At 71.9% G+C, this 18,278-nt stretch carries 14 protein-coding genes and 1 pseudogene; 13 read left to right on the plus strand and 2 right to left on the minus strand.

The annotated features are described in order from the left end of the window. Window positions 1-111 precede the first annotated feature (111 nt). Window positions 112-390 (plus strand): hypothetical protein, encoded by a 279-nt coding sequence (locus ACZ5PB_RS34465; RefSeq protein WP_468696733.1) that lies wholly within the window; start codon window positions 112-114, stop codon window positions 388-390. 52 nt (window positions 391-442) lie between these two features. Here the strand turns inward: ACZ5PB_RS34465 and ACZ5PB_RS34470 are convergent, their stop codons facing one another. After that, window positions 443-946, minus strand: coding sequence for a MaoC/PaaZ C-terminal domain-containing protein (locus ACZ5PB_RS34470; protein WP_468696735.1), 504 nt, complete (start codon window positions 944-946; stop codon window positions 443-445). Window positions 947-1,102: 156 nt separating this feature from the next. Here ACZ5PB_RS34470 and ACZ5PB_RS34475 point away from each other — a divergent pair, with 156 nt between their 5' ends. Then, window positions 1,103-1,288 (plus strand): DUF5708 family protein, encoded by a 186-nt coding sequence (locus ACZ5PB_RS34475; RefSeq protein WP_468696737.1) that lies wholly within the window; start codon window positions 1,103-1,105, stop codon window positions 1,286-1,288. Window positions 1,289-2,713: 1,425 nt separating this feature from the next. Here ACZ5PB_RS34475 and ACZ5PB_RS34480 read toward each other — a convergent pair. Then, window positions 2,714-3,628 (minus strand): annotated as a pseudogene (locus ACZ5PB_RS34480) (FAD/NAD(P)-binding protein); the annotation flags it as partial. Window positions 3,629-3,646: 18 nt separating this feature from the next. Here ACZ5PB_RS34480 and ACZ5PB_RS34485 point away from each other — a divergent pair. From ACZ5PB_RS34485 to ACZ5PB_RS34535, 11 genes are all read left to right on the plus strand, one after another. Then, on the plus strand, window positions 3,647-4,408 hold the full coding sequence (locus tag ACZ5PB_RS34485) for a GNAT family N-acetyltransferase (RefSeq protein ID WP_468696739.1): 762 nt from the start codon (window positions 3,647-3,649) through the stop codon (window positions 4,406-4,408). Next, window positions 4,401-6,947 carry a class III lanthionine synthetase LanKC gene (gene lanKC, locus ACZ5PB_RS34490; protein WP_468696741.1) on the plus strand — a complete coding sequence of 849 codons (2,547 nt, stop codon included), beginning with the start codon at window positions 4,401-4,403 and terminating at the stop codon, window positions 6,945-6,947. Before ACZ5PB_RS34485 ends, lanKC begins: the two co-directional genes overlap by 8 nt. A 257-nt stretch (window positions 6,948-7,204) precedes the next feature. Continuing rightward, entirely contained in the window at window positions 7,205-7,306 is a 102-nt protein-coding gene (locus ACZ5PB_RS34495) for a class III lanthipeptide (protein ID WP_468696742.1), read from the plus strand. 222 nt (window positions 7,307-7,528) lie between these two features. Continuing rightward, window positions 7,529-10,258, plus strand: coding sequence for an aldehyde dehydrogenase family protein (locus ACZ5PB_RS34500; protein ID WP_468696744.1), 2,730 nt, complete (start codon window positions 7,529-7,531; stop codon window positions 10,256-10,258). Window positions 10,259-10,293: 35 nt separating this feature from the next. Continuing rightward, entirely contained in the window at window positions 10,294-11,523 is a 1,230-nt protein-coding gene (locus ACZ5PB_RS34505; RefSeq protein WP_468696746.1) for a beta-ketoacyl-[acyl-carrier-protein] synthase family protein, read from the plus strand. Next, window positions 11,520-12,272 (plus strand): SDR family oxidoreductase, encoded by a 753-nt coding sequence (locus ACZ5PB_RS34510; RefSeq protein ID WP_468696866.1) that lies wholly within the window; start codon window positions 11,520-11,522, stop codon window positions 12,270-12,272. Before ACZ5PB_RS34505 ends, ACZ5PB_RS34510 begins: the two co-directional genes overlap by 4 nt. Next, window positions 12,265-13,053, plus strand: a complete 789-nt coding sequence (gene fabI / locus ACZ5PB_RS34515) for an enoyl-ACP reductase FabI (RefSeq protein WP_468696747.1) — start codon at window positions 12,265-12,267, stop codon at window positions 13,051-13,053. The genes ACZ5PB_RS34510 and fabI overlap by 8 nt, the downstream gene beginning before the upstream one ends. Window positions 13,054-13,133: 80 nt before the next feature. After that, window positions 13,134-13,721 carry an isopentenyl-diphosphate Delta-isomerase gene (gene idi / locus ACZ5PB_RS34520; RefSeq protein WP_468696749.1) on the plus strand — a complete coding sequence of 196 codons (588 nt, stop codon included), beginning with the start codon at window positions 13,134-13,136 and terminating at the stop codon, window positions 13,719-13,721. Beyond that, on the plus strand, window positions 13,722-14,660 hold the full coding sequence (locus ACZ5PB_RS34525; protein WP_468696751.1) for a hypothetical protein: 939 nt from the start codon (window positions 13,722-13,724) through the stop codon (window positions 14,658-14,660). It begins immediately after the preceding gene. Then, complete coding sequence (locus ACZ5PB_RS34530) at window positions 14,657-16,438, plus strand: thiamine pyrophosphate-binding protein (protein ID WP_468696753.1); 1,782 nt, start codon at window positions 14,657-14,659, stop codon at window positions 16,436-16,438. Before ACZ5PB_RS34525 ends, ACZ5PB_RS34530 begins: the two co-directional genes overlap by 4 nt. 44 nt (window positions 16,439-16,482) lie before the next feature. Further along, window positions 16,483-18,264: an ABC transporter ATP-binding protein gene (locus ACZ5PB_RS34535; protein ID WP_468696755.1), complete on the plus strand. Its 1,782-nt coding sequence runs from the start codon at window positions 16,483-16,485 to the stop codon at window positions 18,262-18,264. Window positions 18,265-18,278: the final 14 nt, after the last annotated feature.

The raw sequence follows: 18,278 nt of genomic DNA on the forward strand, positions 1-18,278 counted from the left end.
CAAAGCGAGGTGGTCCCCCCCCCCCCCCCCCCCTCTCCCCCCTCCCCCCCCCCCCTCCCCCCCCCCCCCCCCCCCCCCCCCGCCCAGCGGGCCGACGGCCACGCGGGGCAGGTGGGACACGCGGGCGAGCCCGTGGTCGCCGAGACGCTGGAGCGGCTGCGCAAGGATCCGTCGCTGCGGTTCAATCCGGCGGGCCGGGACTTCCTGCGCTGGGTGGAGTCGCGGGTCATATCCCCGCAGGAGTGGAGCCGGTTCATCGACCGACTGCCCGCTCACCAGGCCAACTTGATAGTGGAGATAGCCAGGAAGAACGCGGTGCTGTGGCGGGAGTTCGCCGAGCAGCTCCGGGCGAGACAGGAACTCACGGAGTCCTCGGCGCAGTCCGACTGAAGCAGTTCGACCGAGGAGCACCGGGGCCAGGCGCCGGGGTCAGGCGCCGGGGTCAGGCGCCGGCTTCCGCCAGCGGGTACCGGGGCAGCGGAGCGTCGGGGCGGGCCAGGTAGAGCCGGGTCTGCTCGGCGCTGCACACGACGGCCCCGTCCTCCTTCTCGATGCCGATCGCCAGCACCAGCTCCAGGAACCCGCGCGGCCTGGTGCGTGCGGAGACGATGCTCACCCCGGCCCGAAGCTTGCAGCCGACCTCGGCCGGGGCGCGGAACCGCACCCGGTCGAGCCGCTGGTTCAGGCCGGATTCCGACCATTCGAGGTCCAGCAGGCTGTCCGTCAGGAAGGTGACGAGGGACAGGACCAGGAATCCGTGCGCCACCGGCGTGCCGAAAGGCCCTTCGGCCGCCCGGTCCGGGTCCACGTGAATGTCCTGCCAGTCGCGGGTGACATCGGCGAACGCATTGATGTCCGGCTGTGTGATCTCGAACCATTCACTGTGGCCGCAGTGCTGACCTGCCCGTTCCTGGTACCACTCTGCTATTTCCTGCAATGTGGCCATGCTGACCCCCGGAGGTTTTTTCGGAAACTGAAGGATGCGTATTCGGAGAGACAATGCCTTGCGTTTATCGAAAGCATTGTTGTGCCTATAGTCTTTGGTGCGGTCACATTCTTGGTGGCAGTGCGATGAAGGTCAAGAGAGAAGAGAAGGTGCGAAATGAATTCAGGTACGAAGGCGGTTGTGTACGGTGGCATCACTTTTGTCATCGGTGTGGTGCTCTGGCGGTTCACCGGCAATATCGAGACGCCGGTCGTCACGCTGACCAAGCTGGGCGTCGTCCTCATGGCCCTGGGTGCGCTGGAGGTCGTCTACGGCCTCTACAAGTCCGCCGCCCGCAAGTAGCGGTCCGGCGCCCGGCTCCCGGCCGTCGCGACGAGGTTCAGGGAGCCGGACCGGACGCGCCGCATGGACCGGCCGCGCCGCGAGGACCGGCCGCGCCGCCGCCAGGGCGCGGAGCTGTTCCAGCAACCGGCGGCCGACCGCGTCGTTCTGCCGGAAGAACGGCGAGTTGGTGCCCGGCACCGAGAAGGAGCCCAGACTGCCTCCCGTGGCGAAGGCGCCGAGCGCGTAACGCCGCGGGTGCGGCCGTCCCGAGAGATCCGGCACGCGGTAGTCGCCGTCCTGCGCGACCAGCCGCGACACGTTCTCCGCGTCCGCCGGGCGCCGGGTCCGCGCGATGCCGTCGGCGACCATCGACCTGAGCATCGGGTCCTTCCCCCCGGTCACGTCGGGCCCGGCCAGCCGCGCCTCCACGAAGTGCCTGGCGGTGACCTCTCCCGCGAGCGAGTCGGACGACGCGACGAAGAGCCCCGCCTCCTCGTCCGTACGGAACCGGGCCCCGGCCCCGAAGAAGCGGACCAGGCCCGCCCGGGACAGCGCGAGGAGCTGCTCCAGCCGGAACGGGGGCGGCCCCGACGAGAAGAAGCTGTTGAACTCCGATATCCGCTCGATCGCCGCCGAGGCCCGGTCGTCGAGTTCACCCGGGTACGACACCAGCAGCTCGGCCAGCTGGTTGCCCGCCTCGAACAGCGACCGCGCGCCGCCCGCCCACGCGCTGCACCGGGGCAGGGTCACCCGCTCGACGGTCGCGCGCACGTACCGGAGCATCCACGCGTCCAGCTCGTGACCCGAGGCGAACCGCAGCTTTTCCAGCGGGCGCTGGAGCACCTCCAGGTCCAGCCGGTCGGCCGCCGGTACGGACTCCTCGACCAGCGCGTGCAGCGCGGCGCTGCCCCAGTCGAGCTTCTCGTAGAGCCGTGCGAACTCCGGCCAGGGCCTGGTGGTCCGCTCGGGGTGCCCGGTGAAGAGCTCCTGGTAGTAGCCCCAGCCGAACTCCTTGGCCGTCAGGCCCCACAGGTCCGCCGCCCCGCCAGGACCGTCGGCGAGCGCGGCCCTGAAGGCCTCCACCGTGGCGAACCGGACCGGGCCCGGTCGCGCACCGCGCAGCGCGAGCCCCGACTTGGGCAGGTGGGGCACGCCCCGCCGGGAGCCGACCCACAGGACGGGTTCGGCGCCCGACGGCAGATAGGCAGGCTCGCCGTCGGCGCCCCGGACGAACCGGCCGCCGCGCTCCTCGGTCAGCAGGGACATCAGGTCGACGAAGGCCAGGCCGAAGCCGGACACCAGCACGTCGGCCCCCGGCGGCAGCCCGGAGAGGTCGATGTCGGCGGTGCAGGAGGGCGGCAAGTACGTCCCCCGGTGCCGGTCCGCGAAGGCCGCGCGGTCCCGCTCGACCCGGTCCATGCTGCCGTCGATGTTCCCCTGGGCGAGCACCACGACGTCCGCGTCGAGCGTGCTCCCGTCGGACAGGGCGAGGCGCTGGCGGCCGTCGGCACGCTCCGACAGACCGACGGCGGCGGCCCTGTGCTCGTACACCTCGACGCCCTCGGGGAGGGCCGCGCGGACGGAGCGGAAGCACCAGCGCAGGTACTCGCCGGCGAACCGGCGGCTGGGGAAGGAGTCCGGGGTCAGGGAGCGTGCCTCGGCGGCGAGGTCGGGGGCGGAGATCTCCCGCTCGCCGTGCTCGGCGGCCCATTCGGCCAGCGTCGGCCCCGGCGTGACGGGCCCCGCACAGACGACGCTGTCGTCGGTGAACATCGTGACGTCCCCGGCCCGGGAGTTCATCAGCATGTGGGCCGGCTGGCCGGGCCGCCAGACCCGGCCGCCGCCGGGCGGATGGGGGTCGACGACGTCTATCCGCAGGACTCCGCGGGGCCACACCCCGGCGAAATTGGCGGCGATGCGCTCCAGCAGGCCGGTCGTCCTGGGGCCCGCGCCGACGAATGCCAGCGACACGGGGCCCAATGGCGGCGCGGGGCCCAATGCTGACTCGGGATCCAATACCGACTCGGGGCCCCATACGCCTTCAGTTTCCGTCATGGCGCGGAGGTTACCCGCGAAGCGATACCCTCCGCGGGCATATCCGAACGGCAGTGGAATCGTGTAACCCCCGGTCACGCAAGGGTCATTCGACTTCGACCGCGTTCGACTCCGCCCGTGTTCGACCTGGCCCCGTATTCGACTTCTCCAAGCCACCTTGACGAAAAAGTAGAGCCGTTTTAGTTTCTTCCTCGACTCGCCGGAAGAAATTGCCGGAGGTCGGGTGACTGAGCAACAGGAGACAGGGACCAACGGTCCTTTGCTTCTTTCCGATCTGATTTCTTTTCGGTGCTTCGGATTCATCACGGGGAGAGAACAACGATGCAGGGCCGTTTCATCAGCTTGCGCCCGCCGACGGCGGACGACTTCGATTCGATCGTGCGGTGGCTGGCACCTGACACCCAGGGGTCCGCGCTCAGCGGTGACTCACGGGAAATGGCGAGCCCCGAGGAACTGCGGGCGGCCCACCACTCCGGCAGCGTCACTTTCCGGATGATCTACGACACCTCGGGCGATGCGCTCGGATTCGTCAACTGGCGGCAGCGCGGCAGCCACCAGTCGTACGAGATAGCGATCATCGTCGGGGAGCAGGACCGCTGGCGGAGCTCCTACGGCGGCGAGGCGATCATCCGGCTGATCGACATCCTCTTCATGACGTACGACGCCCGCCGCGTCCAGCTCACCACCGGCGCCTTCAACGCCCACACCATTCCCGCGCTGATCCGGGGCAATTTCGTCCTGGAGGGAATTCTCCGCAACTTCTACTACGTGGACGGCCGTTACCACGACGCCACCATGTGGTCGATGCTGCGCTCCGAGTACGAGGCGGAGCTGAAGAAGACGGAACACCTGGACGGCATGAAGTACCGGCCGGTCGTCCCGGAGGCGGACAAGACCCGCGCCCACCGCATGCTCTGGGACTACGTGGCCGGCGGCGGCCGCACCTCGCTCGACGTCGACGGCCTGCTGAAGGACCTCGACAAGGGCGCGGGCCCGGGCAGCACCGGCAAGGACCTCGACCACGACACCGACGCGGCACCCCTGGGTGCCCAGGACACCAGGACGGGAGGCGACGATGCGTGAGGCCGGAGAGCTCTTCTCGGTGGCGGACCCCGAGTACTTCGAACCCCCGGAGCGGTGGCGTCCGGCGGACGACCAGGACTTCGCGGAGCTGATACCCGACCGGGAGAACTGGACCAGGAAGCAGCACGGCCCGTGGTGTCACCTGCGATGTACCGACGGGCAACTGCCCGAGCAGGGCTGGAAGATCCACGTGTCGGCCCGTGCGGAGAACGCCGTCGACGTGCTCAGGACCGTCTCGGAATACTGTTTCGAGCACGGCATCAGCTTCAAGTTCCTTTCCCGCAGGGCCACTCTGCAGGCGTACAACCTCAAGTTCGCCCCGCGGAGCGCGAGCGGCAAGTTCCTCGCGCTCTACCCCGAGGAGGACGTCGCCGTCCCGGCCCTCGACGCGCTGCACGAACTGCTGGCCGGCCAGGACGGCCCCTACATCCTCAGCGACCGCCGTTGGCGCGACGGCAGTCCGGTCTACCTGCGCTACGGCGCGTTCACCAGCCGGTACACCTACACCCCGGACGGCAGGCGCGTCCTCGCGATGACCGGCCCGGAGGGTGAGCCGGTCCCCGATCCGCGGTCGGTACCTTTCCGGCTGCCGTCCTGGATCTCGCCCCCCGTCGAGATCCAGAGCGCTCTGCGCACCCCCGAGTCGAACGAGCCCTTTCCGTTCGCGGTGGAGCGTGCGCTGCAGTTCTCCAACGGTGGCGGCGTCTACGCCGCCCGGGAGAGCGAAACCGGCCGCGAGGTCGTGCTCAAGGAGGCCCGGCAGCACGCCGGCGCCGACCGGAGCGGCCTCGACGCCGTGGACAGGGCCCGCTACGAGGCCGGGATGCTGACCCGGCTCGCGGACGTGGCCGCCGTACCGGAGCTCGTCGGCTCCTTCCGGTACTGGGAGCACCACTACCTGGCGCTGGAGAAGGCCGAGGGGATGAACCTGCAGAACTGGGTGGCGCTGAACCACCCGTTCATCGGGCACGCCCCCACGGACGAGGCCGTCGCCGCCTACCGCGAGCAGGCGGAGCGGGTGCTGGAGCGGGTCACCGCCGCGATCGGCGAGGTGCACGCCCGGGGGATCGCCCACCGGGACCTGCACCCCGGCAACATCCTGGTGGACGACGAACTCACCGTGCGGCTGCTGGACTTCGAGATGGCGACCGAACTGGGCGACGCGGCGAACCCGCCGCTGGCCTACCCGGGCTTCGCCCCGAAGGCCGGTACGGCGGAGTACCGCGACCGGTACGCGCTGGCCGTGCTGCGGCTGTGGCTCTACATGCCGCTGGCCCCGCTGTACGTGCTCGACCAGGGCAAGGCCGTACGGCACGCGAAAGCGGCGGCCGACTGGTTCGGACTGCCGGCGGGCCACTTCGACGCGACCCTGCGCACCATGGGCCTCGACGGTGCGGCGCGGACCGCGGCGCAGGCCACCGGGCACACCGCTGACGATGCGCCCCGGGACCCGGACGCGCTCCTGGGCGCCCTGGCGGGCTCGCTCGTCACGATGGCCGACCCCGCGCGGACCGACCGGCTCTACCCCGGTGACCAGGACCAGTACCTGAACACGGCGGGCCCCGCGAGTCTGGCGCACGGCGCGGCAGGCGTCCTGTGGGCGCTCCAGCAGGCGGGCACCGAACCTCCGGCGGAGCACGAGCGGTGGCTGCGTACCTTCCCCGGGTCCAGGGACGCGGCACTCGCGTCCCCCGGACTGTGGGACGGCGCGACCGGCGTCGCCTGGTACTGGGCACTGCGCGGCGACCACGAGGCAGCCCGCGCCCAACTCGCCCCGCTGCGCCGGGACATGGACCTCTCCACGGACCCCTCACTCTTCTCCGGAGTCGCCGGAATGGGGCTGGCCGCGCTCGCGCTCGGCCCGCTGCTCGGCGACGAGGAGCTCGGCTCACTGGCCCTGCGCGCCGCGGACCGCATCCGCGACGAGCTGTTCCCCAGCGAGCACACCGCAGCGCCGCCGGCGGGACTGCTGCGCGGCTGGAGCGGGGCGGCGGTGTTCCTCACCAGGATGTACGAGGCCACCGACGACCCGAGCTGGCTCGACCTCGCACGGGCGGCGGTCGACCGGGACCTGGCACGGTGCACCGCCGACGAGCGGGGCACGCTCCAGGTGGTCGACGGCAAACGGCGGCTGCCGTACCTGGCCACCGGCGGTCTGGGAGTGGCGATCGGCGCGGACGCCGTACTGCGGCACCGGGACGACGCCGACCTGAGCGCCGCCGTGCCACGGCTGGTGGCGGGGGCCAGGGTGCGGCTGATGGCCGATACCGGGGTCTTCTCGGGCCGGTCGGGTGCGCTGCTCGCCATGGTCGCCCTGGAACGGCACCTGGACGCCGCGGACGAGGCGATCGCCCAGCACCTGGACGCGCTGCCGCTGCACCTGGTGGAACGCGACACGGGACCCCGCGTGCCGGGCAGTGGCGGGGTGCGGTTCTCCGCGGACCTGGCCACCGGCACCGCCGGGCTGGTCCTGGCCCTGGCCGCGGTGCGCGACCGAGGACTCAAAAGCTTGCCGTTCCTGGGGACCGAGCCTCTCTGAGGCCCGGCCCGGGCCTCCTGGAGGCCCGCGGGACACGGCGCAGAAGCCACCGGCCGGAGCCACCGGCCCGATACCTGGAAGGGAGGTGCACACACATGTCGATCATCGAGCTGCAGGGCCTGGAGGCCCCGGCGGAGACCGCCGAGGCGCTTGGCAGCACCATCAGCAACTCCTGCTGAACGCTGCCCCGCTGACCGCGCGTCACCCGGCGACAGGTGCGCGAGAGACCGTGGTGTCCATTGCCGCCACCCGAGACCGTGAAGGGAGGAACCACCATGTCGATCATCGAGCTGCAGGGCCTTGAGGCCCCCACCGAGACCGCTGAGGCGCTCGGCAGCACCATCTCCAACAGCTGCTGAATGCGGCGTTGTCGATGAAGTGCTCCGCAGACCCACGGGTCTGCCAGGCCCACGGGCCTGTTAGGAGGGGCGCGGCGCGAGCTGTGCGCCGCGCCCCTCTCCCGTTCCATACGGAACCCGCAGGAAACGGACACGTGCCGGACACCGCTGGACACGGAACCCGTCCGACACGCGAACCGCAGGATACGGACACCGCAAGACTGAGGACAACGGGGAGATCTGATGCCCTCCGTACCGGGGGAAAAACCATCTGTCGTCGCGCGACGGGCCGCAATCAGCCACCTCGCGCTCGGCCACGGAATCGACATCATGCGGCGCGCCCTGCACGAGAGGGGCGTACGGGCGGGTGACCGGGTCGTCCTGAGCGGCGACAACACCATCGAGTTCCACGCCGCCGTACTGAGCCTGATCGCCTCGGACGTCTCGCTCGTCGTCCTCGACAAGACGCAGCTCCGCCGCCCGGGCGGCCTGGCCGCCCTGCGCGCCCGGCACACCGTGCTGCCGGGTGACCTGGCCAAGGGCGTGCCCGGGTCGATCGCGCTGCGCGACCTGTGGGACCACGGCGCGGGCACCGTCACCTCGGCCGAGGCCGGTGGCGCCGCCGAGCTCCCCGACTTCGCGACCGTCGCCTGGCGCCGCCGCGAAGATGGCCTGATCCTGCTGTCCTCCGGCACCACCGGAGCGCCGCACGCCGTCGTCAGGTCCGGCGGAGCCTTCCTCGACAACCTCGTACGGACCGCCGAGCGCGTCCAGTACAAGCCCGAGGACGTCCTGCTGCCGCTGCTGCCGATGACCCACCAGTACGGGCTCTCCATCGCGCTGCTCAGCTGGGTCGCCGGCACCGGACTGCTGGTGGTGCCGCCCGAGCACCTGTCGGAGGCCCTGCGGCTGGGCAAGCGTCACGGCGCCACCGTCGTCGACGCACCCCCGCGCACCTACCGCGCGATCCTCAACCTCGCCGCCCGCAACCCGGCGCTGCTGGACGACCTGTCCGCCGTACGGCTGTGGTGCGTGGGCGGCGGTCCGCTGGAGGGGCGGCTCGCCGAGAGCTTCCACCGGGCCAGCGGCCACCAGCTGCTCGACGGGTACGGGTCGACCGAGCTGGGCAACGTGGCGCACGCCTGGCCCGACCGGCCCTCGGTCGTCGAGGCCCTGCCGGGCGTCGAGCTGAAGGTCGTCGACGCGACGGGCGCACAGGTGCCCGCGGGCAAGGTCGGCGAACTCCTGGTCCGCACCCCCGACCAGTACCGGGGCACCCTCGACGCCGACGGCCGGATCACGTACGCGCAGACCGGCTGGCAGCACACCGAGGACATCGCCTCGGTCGGCGCCGACGGGAACCTGACAGTGCTCGGCCGCAGGTCCGCGCTCTCCCGGGGCGGCTTCACCGTCTACCCGGCCGAGGTGCAGCGCCGGCTCACCGACGCGGGCGTGACCAACGTCTGCGCGGTCGTCGAGGACGCCGAGCGCGGCCAGCGGCTGGTCACCGTCGTCGCCGACCCTGGGCGCGGCACGCACGCGCACTGGCGGCGCGAGATCAGCGCGCACCTGGCGTCGTACGAGGCCCCCGACCACGTCTTCGTGGTGGACGAGCTCCCGCTGAACGGCTTCGGCAAGGTCGACATCGGCCGGGTCCAGGGCTTCGCCGAGGCGTCCACCGCACAGCGGCTGAGCGCCCCGAGGCTGCTCGGCGAGCCCTTCAGATCGGACCGTCGGCTGACCGACACCCTCGCGGCACTGGCGCGCACCGCCGACTACGTACACACCGAGAAGGAACGTTTCATCGAGGTGCTGGGCGGCATCACCGACCGCAAGGCCGCCGAGATCGAGGTCGAAGGATTCGTCGCCACCCTGCGCGGCGCGGCAGCCGAGTACGCCCTGCACCGGCCGCCGAAGGTGCCCGCCTCCTGGGTCTTCATGCCGTCCAACGTGGTGCTCTACTCGTACGCCCTGTACCTGATGGTGCCCGCGCTGTTCACCGACCGGATCAGCTTCCGTCCCTCGTCGCGGTGCGCGGACGTGACCCTGGCGCTGCACGAACTGCTCGCCCCCGTGCACGGCCTGGACGTCACCGCGTTCACCGGCACCCAGGGCGAGTACGCCGACACCATCCGGGGCAACCCCGGCACCGTCGTCTTCACCGGCCGTTACGAGAACGCCGAGGAGCTCCGGGTCAGCCTGGGCGACGAGCAGCTCTTCCTCTTCTTCGGCCAGGGCATCAACCCGTTCATCATCACCTCCCGCGCCGACGTCGAGCGGGCGGCGGCCGACGGCGCCCGGGTCCGGATGCTCAACTCCGGGCAGGACTGCCTGGCCCCCGACATCTACTTCGTGCACCGCACCCTCGCCGAGGAATTCCGCGACGCCCTGTCCCGCAACGTAGGCGCCCTGAAGTTCGGCGAGCTCGGCGACAGCGGGACCGACTACGGCAGCATCCACGACCCGAACGTGATCCAGCAGGTCACCCGGTACCTGATCACCCACCGGCACCGGATCCACCACGGCGGCGTCCTCGACGTCACCCGCTCCCATCTGCTGCCGACCGTCCTGGTCTGGGAGGCGGACGAACCGCTGGACGTCTCCGAGCAGTTCGCCCCCGTCTTCAACCTGGTGGTGTACGACGACGAGGCCGCGTTGCGGGAGGTCCTGGGCACCAAGCCCTTCCAGGAGCGGGCGTTCGGCGCCTCGGTCTACGGCCCGGCCGACGACCTCGTGGAGTTCCTCCGCGAACGGCACATGGTCAGCGTCGACTCGACGCTCATCGAGATCGAGAACGGCAACAAACCCTTCGGCGGCAGCGGCGTCCGGGCCGGTTACGCGGCCCAGGGCGGCCGGCGCTTCCCGCAGCCGCTGCTCATCTCCAAGGCGGTGGCCGAGTACGGCAACGGCCTGGCCGCCTCCGCCGGGTCGGGGTCCGGCGCCGGGCGACTGACCACGGCGGCCCACAAGTGACGACCCGCAGCACGGAATTGAGCAAGGGAGCAGCAATGGGTTCGTACGTGACCGGCCTCGGCGCCATCACCCCGCTGGGCAACTCGGTGGCCGAGACATGGAGCGGCATGGTGGAGGGCCGCAGCGGCATCACCTCCCTCACCAGCTTCGACCCCGGCGACTGCCCGGTCACCATCGGCGGCGAGATCCGGGACTTCGAGCCGACCGACTACATGCCGCGCACCGAGGTGCGCCGGATGGACCCGTACGCCAGGTACGCGGTCGCCGCCGCCCACCAGGCCCTGGAGCAGGCGGGCATCACCAAGGGCGTCTGCCCGCCGGAGCGCATCTCGGTCCTGGTCGGCTCCGGGTACGGCACCACGAAGCTGGACGCCGAAGGGGTCAGGGTGTTCGACGCCAAGGGCGCCCGGGCGGTCCGCCCGCACCTCTCGGCGTACGCCTCGATCGACATCGTGACCGCGTACCTCTCCATGGAACTGGGCGCCATGGGCGAGTCGTTCGCCGTCTCGGCGGCCTGCGCCTCGGGCACTGTCGTCATCGGTGAGGCGCACCGGCTGATCGAGCGGGGCGACGCCGACATCGTGGTGGCGATCGGCGCCGAGGACTCCATGAGCGGCAAGGACCTCGCGCTCACGGCCGCCACCCGCGCGCTCACAGCCAAGTACAACGACAACCCGGCCGCGGCCAGCCGCCCCTTCGACCGGGAGCGGGACGGCTTCGTGCTCTCCTCCGGCGCGGGCGCAGTGGTCCTGGAGTCGGCCGCGAGCGTACGGCGCCGCCGGGCGACACCGCTCGCCGAGATCGCGGGATACGGCGCGGCCAGCGACGCCCACCACATCACCGCGCCGCACCCCGAGGGCCTGGGCGCCCGGTTCGCCATGCGGCGGGCACTGGCGGCGGCCGGTGTCGAGCCGGGCGAGGTCGACTACATCAACGCGCACGGCACCAGCACCCCGCTCAACGACCGCACCGAAACCCTCGCCATCCAGGCCGAGCTGGGCGAGCGGGCACTCCGGATCCCGGTCAGCTCCACCAAGTCGACCACCGGCCACATGATCGGCGCGGCCGGTGCCGTCGAGCTGGTCGCCTGCGTCAAGGCGCTGGAGACCGGCTGGGCGCCGCCCACCATCAACTGCGACGACCCCGAGTTCACCGAGATGAACTTCGTCGCGCACAAGGCGCAGGAACACCCGATGCAGGTCGTCATGTCCAACTCCTTCGGCTTCGGCGGGCACAACGCCGCGCTGGTGGTGAAGGCGTGCTGAGCCAGGCCGAGGCCACAGAGGCAGATGCCGCGAGCGAGGCCCGTACGCCCCGCAAGGTGATCGTCACCGGCGGGACGCGCGGCATCGGGCGCGAGGTGGTCGAGCGGTTCGTCGGGTACGGCGACACGGTCGTCTCGCTCAGCGTCTCCGGCGCCCCGGTCGACGGCGCCACCTCGCTGGCCTGCGACGTCGGCGACCCCGACGACGTGGCACGCGCGATGGACTCCGCCGTTGCCCAGCTCGGTGGCCTGGACGTGCTGGTGGTGAACGCCGGGATCGCCCGCGACAACCTGCTGTCGCGGATGACGACCGAGGAGTTCACCAGCGTCGTCCAGACCAACCTGATGGGCGCCTTCTACCCGGTGAAGGCGAGCATCCGCCCGCTGCTGCGCTCCCCGCGCGGCCGGGTCATCTTCTGCTCCAGTACGGCGGCCCTGCTCGGCGGCGTCGGCCAGGGCAACTACGCGGCGAGCAAGTCAGGACTGATCGGCCTGGCCCGCTCCCTCGCCCGTGAGCTGGCCCGCAAGAACACCACCGTGAACGTGATCCTCCCCGGGCTCGTCGACACGGACATGGGGCGGGACTTCCCCGAGAAGGTGCGGCAGGAGTTCATCGAATCCGTACCGCTGCGACGTGCCGGGACGGTGACCGAAGTCGCCTCCCTGATCACGTACTTGGCGAGCGACGAGGCCCGGTACATCACCGGCGCGGTCATTCCGGTCGACGGTGGGGTGAGCATGGGTGTCTGAGACGACGAACGGCATCGACAAGAACGGTCTGCTGGCAGGCAAGCGGCTGCTGGTCACCGGCATCCTCACCCCGAACTCCATCGCCTACCACATCGCCGAACAGGCCCAGTTGGCCGGCGCGCAGGTCATCGCCACCGCCTACGGGCGCGTGTCGCTGGTCAAGCGGGTCTGCTCGCGGCTGCCCGAACCCGTACCGGTGATCGAGCTGGACCTCACCGACGCCGGGCAACTGGCCCGGCTGCCGGAGCTGGTGGCGGAGCACGCGGACGGACTGGACGGCGTCGTGCACTCCGTCGCCTACGGCCCGCCCGGCTGCTTCGACGAGGACTTCGCCGCCGTGCCCTGGCCGGACGTCTCCCGTGCCCTGGAGGTGTCCGCGTACTCGCTCGCCTCGCTGACGCACGCCTGCCGGGACCTCCTCTCCCCGGGCGCCTCCGTCATCGGCCTCGACTTCGACGGCCAGCGCGCCTGGGAGGGCTACAACTGGATGGGCGTCTCCAAGGCGGCCCTGGAGTCGGTGTCGCGTTACCTGGCCCAGCAGTTCGGGCCGCGCGGCATCCGGGTCAACGTGGTGGCCTCGGGCCCGCTGCGTACCGTCGCCGCCACCTCCATTCCCGGCTTCGACACGGCGTACTGGGACAAGGGCGCCCCGCTCGGCTGGGACGACAAGGACGTGGCCTCGGTCGCGCGGACCTGCTGCGCGGTGCTGTCCGACTGGATGCCGGTGACGACGGGCTCCGTGGTGTGGGCGGACGGCGGCTATCACATCGCCGGGCCCTGAGCCGTATCCCCGGCAGCGAAGCAAGAGCAGTAGAGCAGCAGCGCAGCGGCGCAAGAGAGCAGCAGAGCAGAGGAGCCACCGTGTCCAGCCCAGCAGCCACCATGACCCAGGAGAGCCGGGAGCGGCTGCGGGTCGAGCTCGTCGACCCCGAAGGCCGGGCCATCGGCCACACGTCGGTGCACGAGGCGCACTTCTCCACCACCGGCCTCCTGCACCGCGCGTTCTCCGTCATGCTGGTCAACGCGGACGGCGAGGTGCTGCTCCAGCGGCGGGCCGCTGCCAAGCGCCGGTTCCCCGGGCTGTGGACCAACACCTGCTGCGGGCACCCCGCCCCCGGCCAGTCGCCGGTGGACGCGGCGCTGGTCCGGCTGGTCGAGGAGCTCGGCATCCGGGTCGACACCCTGCGCACGGGCGAGGCGTTCACCTACCGTGCCGAGGACCCCGGCACGGGCTATGTGGAGCACGAGTACGACCACGTACTGATCGGTGACTTCGCGGGCGACCCGCCGGACGTGGACCCCAGCGAGGTGTCCGAGGTGGCGTGGCGGCCCCTGTCGGAGATCCTCGCCGAGCTCGAAGGCCCCGGCGCCGCCGCGTACACCCCGTGGTTCGCCCAGGTGGCGCGCGAGACGCACCGGCTGCTCGGCGTGAGCGGGACGGCGGACTAGATGCGACCCCCACTCCTCGGCGGGCTGCTGGAGCCCACCCGTACCCCCGCCCTCGCCCGCCTGGTCCGGGGCAGGAGCGAAGCGCCCGTCGGCCCCGGCTGGCAGGAGCCGCGCACCTCACTCGCCGCCGACCTCAAGGGCGCCAAGGTCTACCGCTCGCTCGCCCCGGTGTTCCGCGCGCTCGGCTACGACGACGCGGACCGGGTCCTCGTCGCCCCGCTCTTCACCCACCTGTGGGCCACCGTCTACGAGGCCGACTGGGCTTACGAGGCACACCAGTTGGCCGGTGCGGACCTGCCCGACCGGAAGTGGCTGGAGCACTTCGGGGTGGTGTTCGACGGCCTTGAGCTCCACGACAAGACGGTCGACACGCGCCTCGACGAACTTGCCGACTACTTCGAGCTGGAGACCCGGCTGCTGCGCGACGCCGATGGCTTCGAGGCGGACGACCTGATGCGCGCGGTCCGGCTGCGCTGCTCCGACCTCAAGGCGTTCCTGACCGTGGCGGCGGGCTTGACCGGCCGCCCGTGGGCACGCGAACTGGCCACTGTGGTCGGCCCGTTGATGTCGTTCATCGACCTGGAGGACGACCTCAGGAGCACCGCCGACGACGCGGCGGAAGGCTCCTTCAACACGTACAACCTCGCGGTACGACGCTGGGGCGGGACGGACGGCAGGATCTGGCTGGACGAGGTCGGCAGCACCCTGCTGTACGAGACGGCCGCCGCCCTCTCCCGGGTGTCGCCCCGCGCCCGCCAGGCGATGTGGGTGCTGCTCGGACGTCCCGGAACGGACACCGCCGCCCGCAGGCTGCGCCTCGAAGCGGCCCGCCCGCACCAGCTGCTCCTGAGCGGCCTGCGGCGCACGCTGCTGACCGGTACGCCCCGGCCCTTCGGCCCGCACTGGCAATTCCTCGACACCCCTGGCGGTAACGCATGAACGACCAGCAGCGACACGACCAGCAGGCACACGACCAGCAGCATCATGAGCCCGAAGACGCCCGGACCTTCACCGGCGCCTGGGACCTGGTGGCCGCGTACCTCGCCCGGCAGGGCGTGGACACCGTGTTCGGCCTGCCCGGCGACGACGTGCTCGTCGTGTCCGCCTTCGCGCGCGCGGCCATCCGCCTGGTGTGGTGCCGGGACCAGCGGATGGCCGTCCACATGGCCTCCGGGTACGCGCTGACCTCGGGCCGCCCCGGCGTGTGCGTGGTGGGCAAGGGCCCCGCCGTCGCCAACGCCGTCGGCGGCCTGCTCGAAGCCGCCACCGGCTGCAGCCCCGTACTGCTGCTGGCGGGCGGCACCGCCGTCGAGGCCGAGGGCACCCGCGCCTTCCAGGACGCCCCCGCGCTCGCGCTCGCCGCCCCCGTGACCAAGTGGGCGGGCCGCGTCGCGCACCCCGACCGCCTGCTGCCCGCACTGCGCAGGGCCACCGCCCTCGTACGCGAAGCGCCGCGCGGGCCCGTGTTCCTGGAGATACCCGACGGCTTCCTGGAGGAGGAGTTCCAGGTCGCCGACCACCTCCTGGACTCCCGGCCGCCGATGCCCGGCCGGTACACCGCACCCGTGCCGCCCGCCGAGGTGACGGGCGCCCGGCGGCCCGTGGTGCTGGCCGGCGGCGGGCTGAAAGGCGGGACAGGGGCTGGGGCCGGAGCAGGGGACGGGGCCGCCGAGCGGCTCGCCGAGGCGCTGGGCGCCGCCCTGCTGGTGACCGCGAGCGGGCGGGGCTCGGTCGCCGAGTCGCACCCCCTGTTCTGCGGCCTGGCCGGGCTGTACGCCCAGCCGCCGGTACGGGCCCTGCTGGACGACTGCGACGTGGTCGTCTCGCTCGGCTCCCGCCTGGAGGAGACGGCCACCGAGGGGCTGCCGCCCGGGGTGCCGGTCTGTCAGGTGAACCTCGACGCGGCCGAGTTCTCGTACGACCGGCCGGGCCCGCTCGTGCACGGCGACGCGGCGGCCACCGCCGACCAGTGGGCCGACGCGGTCGCTGCCGAGGTCCTGCCCGACTCCGACTGGGCCACCCGTATCGCGTCCGCCCGCCACGCCCTCGAAGCGTGGGCGGACCTCCCCGCCCACCCCGGACTCCCGGACGACCAGGTCCGGGTGAAGTCCGTCGTACGGGAGATCTCCCGCGCGCTCCCCGAGGGCGCGGTGGTCGTCCACGAGAACGGCCTCATGGACATCTGGTCGTACCTCTACCCGGTCCTCGCGCTGCCCGCCGGGGCACGCAGCGTCGTACCGTCCGAGCAGACCACCCTCGGCTACGGCGCCGCCGCGGCCGTGGGCGCGAAGCTGGCCGCCCCCGAGGCCCCGGTCCTGGCCATCGTCGGCGACGGCGCCTTCGACCTCCTGCGCGTCGAACTGCCCACCCTGCTGCGCGAACGCATCGGCCTCACCTACGTCGTCCTCGACAACGGCGGCTACGGCTGGCTCCAGCGCATGCTCGACAACCTCGAAGGTCCCGAAACCCTGTTCGTCACCGACGACCCCGAGCGCCCCGGCGCCTCCCGCCCCGAGCACGACGGCGGCGTCCTGACCTGGTCGGTGACGAAGCCCGCCGACACGGCGGAGGCCCTGACCGCGGCGATGGCGGCGGCCGAGGCGGGCTGGGTCTCGGTCGTGCGCGTGCGCTGCTCGACGGACGACTGGCCGCCGGTCACCGGCGCCGCGTCCGACGAGGAGGTCCGGGCCGTCGCCGCGCCCCCGGCACAGCGGTGAAGCGGGCGGCGGAGCCCGGCCCGGGGCTGCGGACCCTGTGGGCGATGACCTGGGCGCAGGGCAACGGCCGACGGCGGCTGGTCGTCATCGGCTGTCTCACCTCGCTGCTCGCCCCGGTCTTCCCGCTGCTGCAACCGCTGATCGTCCGCGACATCGTGGAGGGCGCGGGCGCCGAGAAGGCCCTGCTCCTCCCGGTGCTGCTGCTCGCCGCCGTCACCCTCAGCGAGGCGGTCTTCACCGGCGTACAGGTCTATCTGCTCAAACGGCTCGCCGAGAGCGTCGTCGTCGACACCCGGCAGGCGCTGATCAGGCGGCTGCTGCGGCTGCCCGTCGTGGAGTACGACCGCCGACGGCTCGGCGACCTCATCTCCCGCCTCAGCACCGACACCTCACTGCTGCGCTCGGTGATCAGCAACGGCGTCTTCGACATCATCTCCGCCGTCCTGCTCGGCGTCGGGTCCATCGTCGTGCTGGCGTTCATCGACCCGCTGCTGCTGATCGTCACCCTCTCCTCGGTGCTGCTGGCCGCCTTCGCCCTGTGGGCGCTGATGTCCTCGCTGCGCCGCATCAGCCGCACCGCCCAGGAACACGTCGGCCGCATGACGGCGGAGTTCGAGCGGGCCCTGCACGGCGTACGGACCATCCGGGTCTTCGACGCGACGGAGCGGGAGTACGGGCGGGTGGCGAGCCGTGCCGACGACGCGTACCGCTCGGGCCTCCAGCTGTCCAAGCGCGAAGCCGTCGTCCAGCCGGCCGTCACCACCTCGATCCAGATCGCCATCTTCCTGGTGCTGCTCGTCGGCGGCTACCGGGTCTCCCAGGGCAGCATGGCGCTCGGCGACCTGGTGGCCTTCCTGCTCTACCTGTTCAGCGTGGTCCTGCCGCTCAACCAGGCGTCCCGGGCCATCACCACCGTCCAGGTCGGCCTGGCCGCCATCGACCGCTCGGCGGAGGTGCTGAGCATCCCGACCGAGCGCGAAGCGGCGGACGCTGTACGGGAGTCGGAGGGCGCGCCGAAGCCAGCGGCCGTGCACGCCCCGCCCCTTCCCGGCGGGCAGGACCGCCCCCTGGTGGAGTTCAAGGACGTCGGCTTCCGCTACTTCGGCGGTCCGCCCGTCCTCACCGGAACCAGCTTTACGGTGCCCAGGGGCTCGCGCACCGCCGTGGTGGGCCCCTCCGGCGGCGGCAAGTCCACCCTCCTCGCGCTGATCGCCCGCTTCTACGAACCCGGCAGCGGCACGATCCGGGTCGACGGGCAGGACATCAGGGAGATGACCCACGAGAGCCTGCGCGCCCGGCTCTCCATGGTCGAACAGGACGCCCCCGTCTTCGCGGGCACCCTCCGCGAGAACCTCAGGCTCGGCGCGCCCGACGCCCCCGACGACGTACTGCGCACCGCCCTGGCGGACGTCGAGCTGGGAGCCCTGCTCGACCACCCCGACGGCCTCGACCGGGACCTCGGTGACGCGGGCGTCGTGCTGTCCGGCGGCCAGCGCCAGCGGCTCGCGTGGGCGCGCGCCCTGCTGCACGACCACGAACTGCTGCTCCTCGACGAACCGACGTCGAGCGTCGACGCGGAGACCGAGTGGAGCCTCCAGCGGCTGCTCAGGTCCCGCAGGCCGGGCACGACCACGGTCATGGTCGCCCACCGGCTGGCCACCGTCGTCGACAGCGACCAGATCATCGTGCTCGACGGCGGCGGGGTCGCCGCCGTCGGCACCCACGAGTCGCTGCTGCGCGACAGCCCGCTCTACCGGACGCTCGCCGCCTACCAGGGACTGGTGGACGACGCGGACGACCGGGGACCACAGGACCTGTACGCGTAGGACGCCAAGGACGC

The organism is Streptomyces sp. NPDC032721, from assembly GCF_055579625.1.

Bases quoted from the DNA above. Each gene is read 5' to 3' on its own strand.
- ACZ5PB_RS34525 (WP_468696751.1), top strand. From the start codon at position 13,722: ATGCGACCCCCACTCCTCGGCGGGCTGCTGGAGCCCACCCGTACCCCC.
- ACZ5PB_RS34505 (WP_468696746.1), top strand. From the start codon at position 10,294: ATGGGTTCGTACGTGACCGGCCTCGGCGCCATCACCCCGCTGGGCAAC.
- ACZ5PB_RS34535 (WP_468696755.1), top strand. From the start codon at position 16,483: ATGACCTGGGCGCAGGGCAACGGCCGACGGCGGCTGGTCGTCATCGGC.
- ACZ5PB_RS34485 (WP_468696739.1), top strand. From the start codon at position 3,647: ATGCAGGGCCGTTTCATCAGCTTGCGCCCGCCGACGGCGGACGACTTC.
- ACZ5PB_RS34475 (WP_468696737.1), top strand. From the start codon at position 1,103: ATGAATTCAGGTACGAAGGCGGTTGTGTACGGTGGCATCACTTTTGTC.
- lanKC (WP_468696741.1), top strand. From the start codon at position 4,401: ATGCGTGAGGCCGGAGAGCTCTTCTCGGTGGCGGACCCCGAGTACTTC.
- ACZ5PB_RS34470 (WP_468696735.1), bottom strand. From the start codon at position 946: ATGGCCACATTGCAGGAAATAGCAGAGTGGTACCAGGAACGGGCAGGT.
- ACZ5PB_RS34500 (WP_468696744.1), top strand. From the start codon at position 7,529: ATGCCCTCCGTACCGGGGGAAAAACCATCTGTCGTCGCGCGACGGGCC.
- ACZ5PB_RS34530 (WP_468696753.1), top strand. From the start codon at position 14,657: ATGAACGACCAGCAGCGACACGACCAGCAGGCACACGACCAGCAGCAT.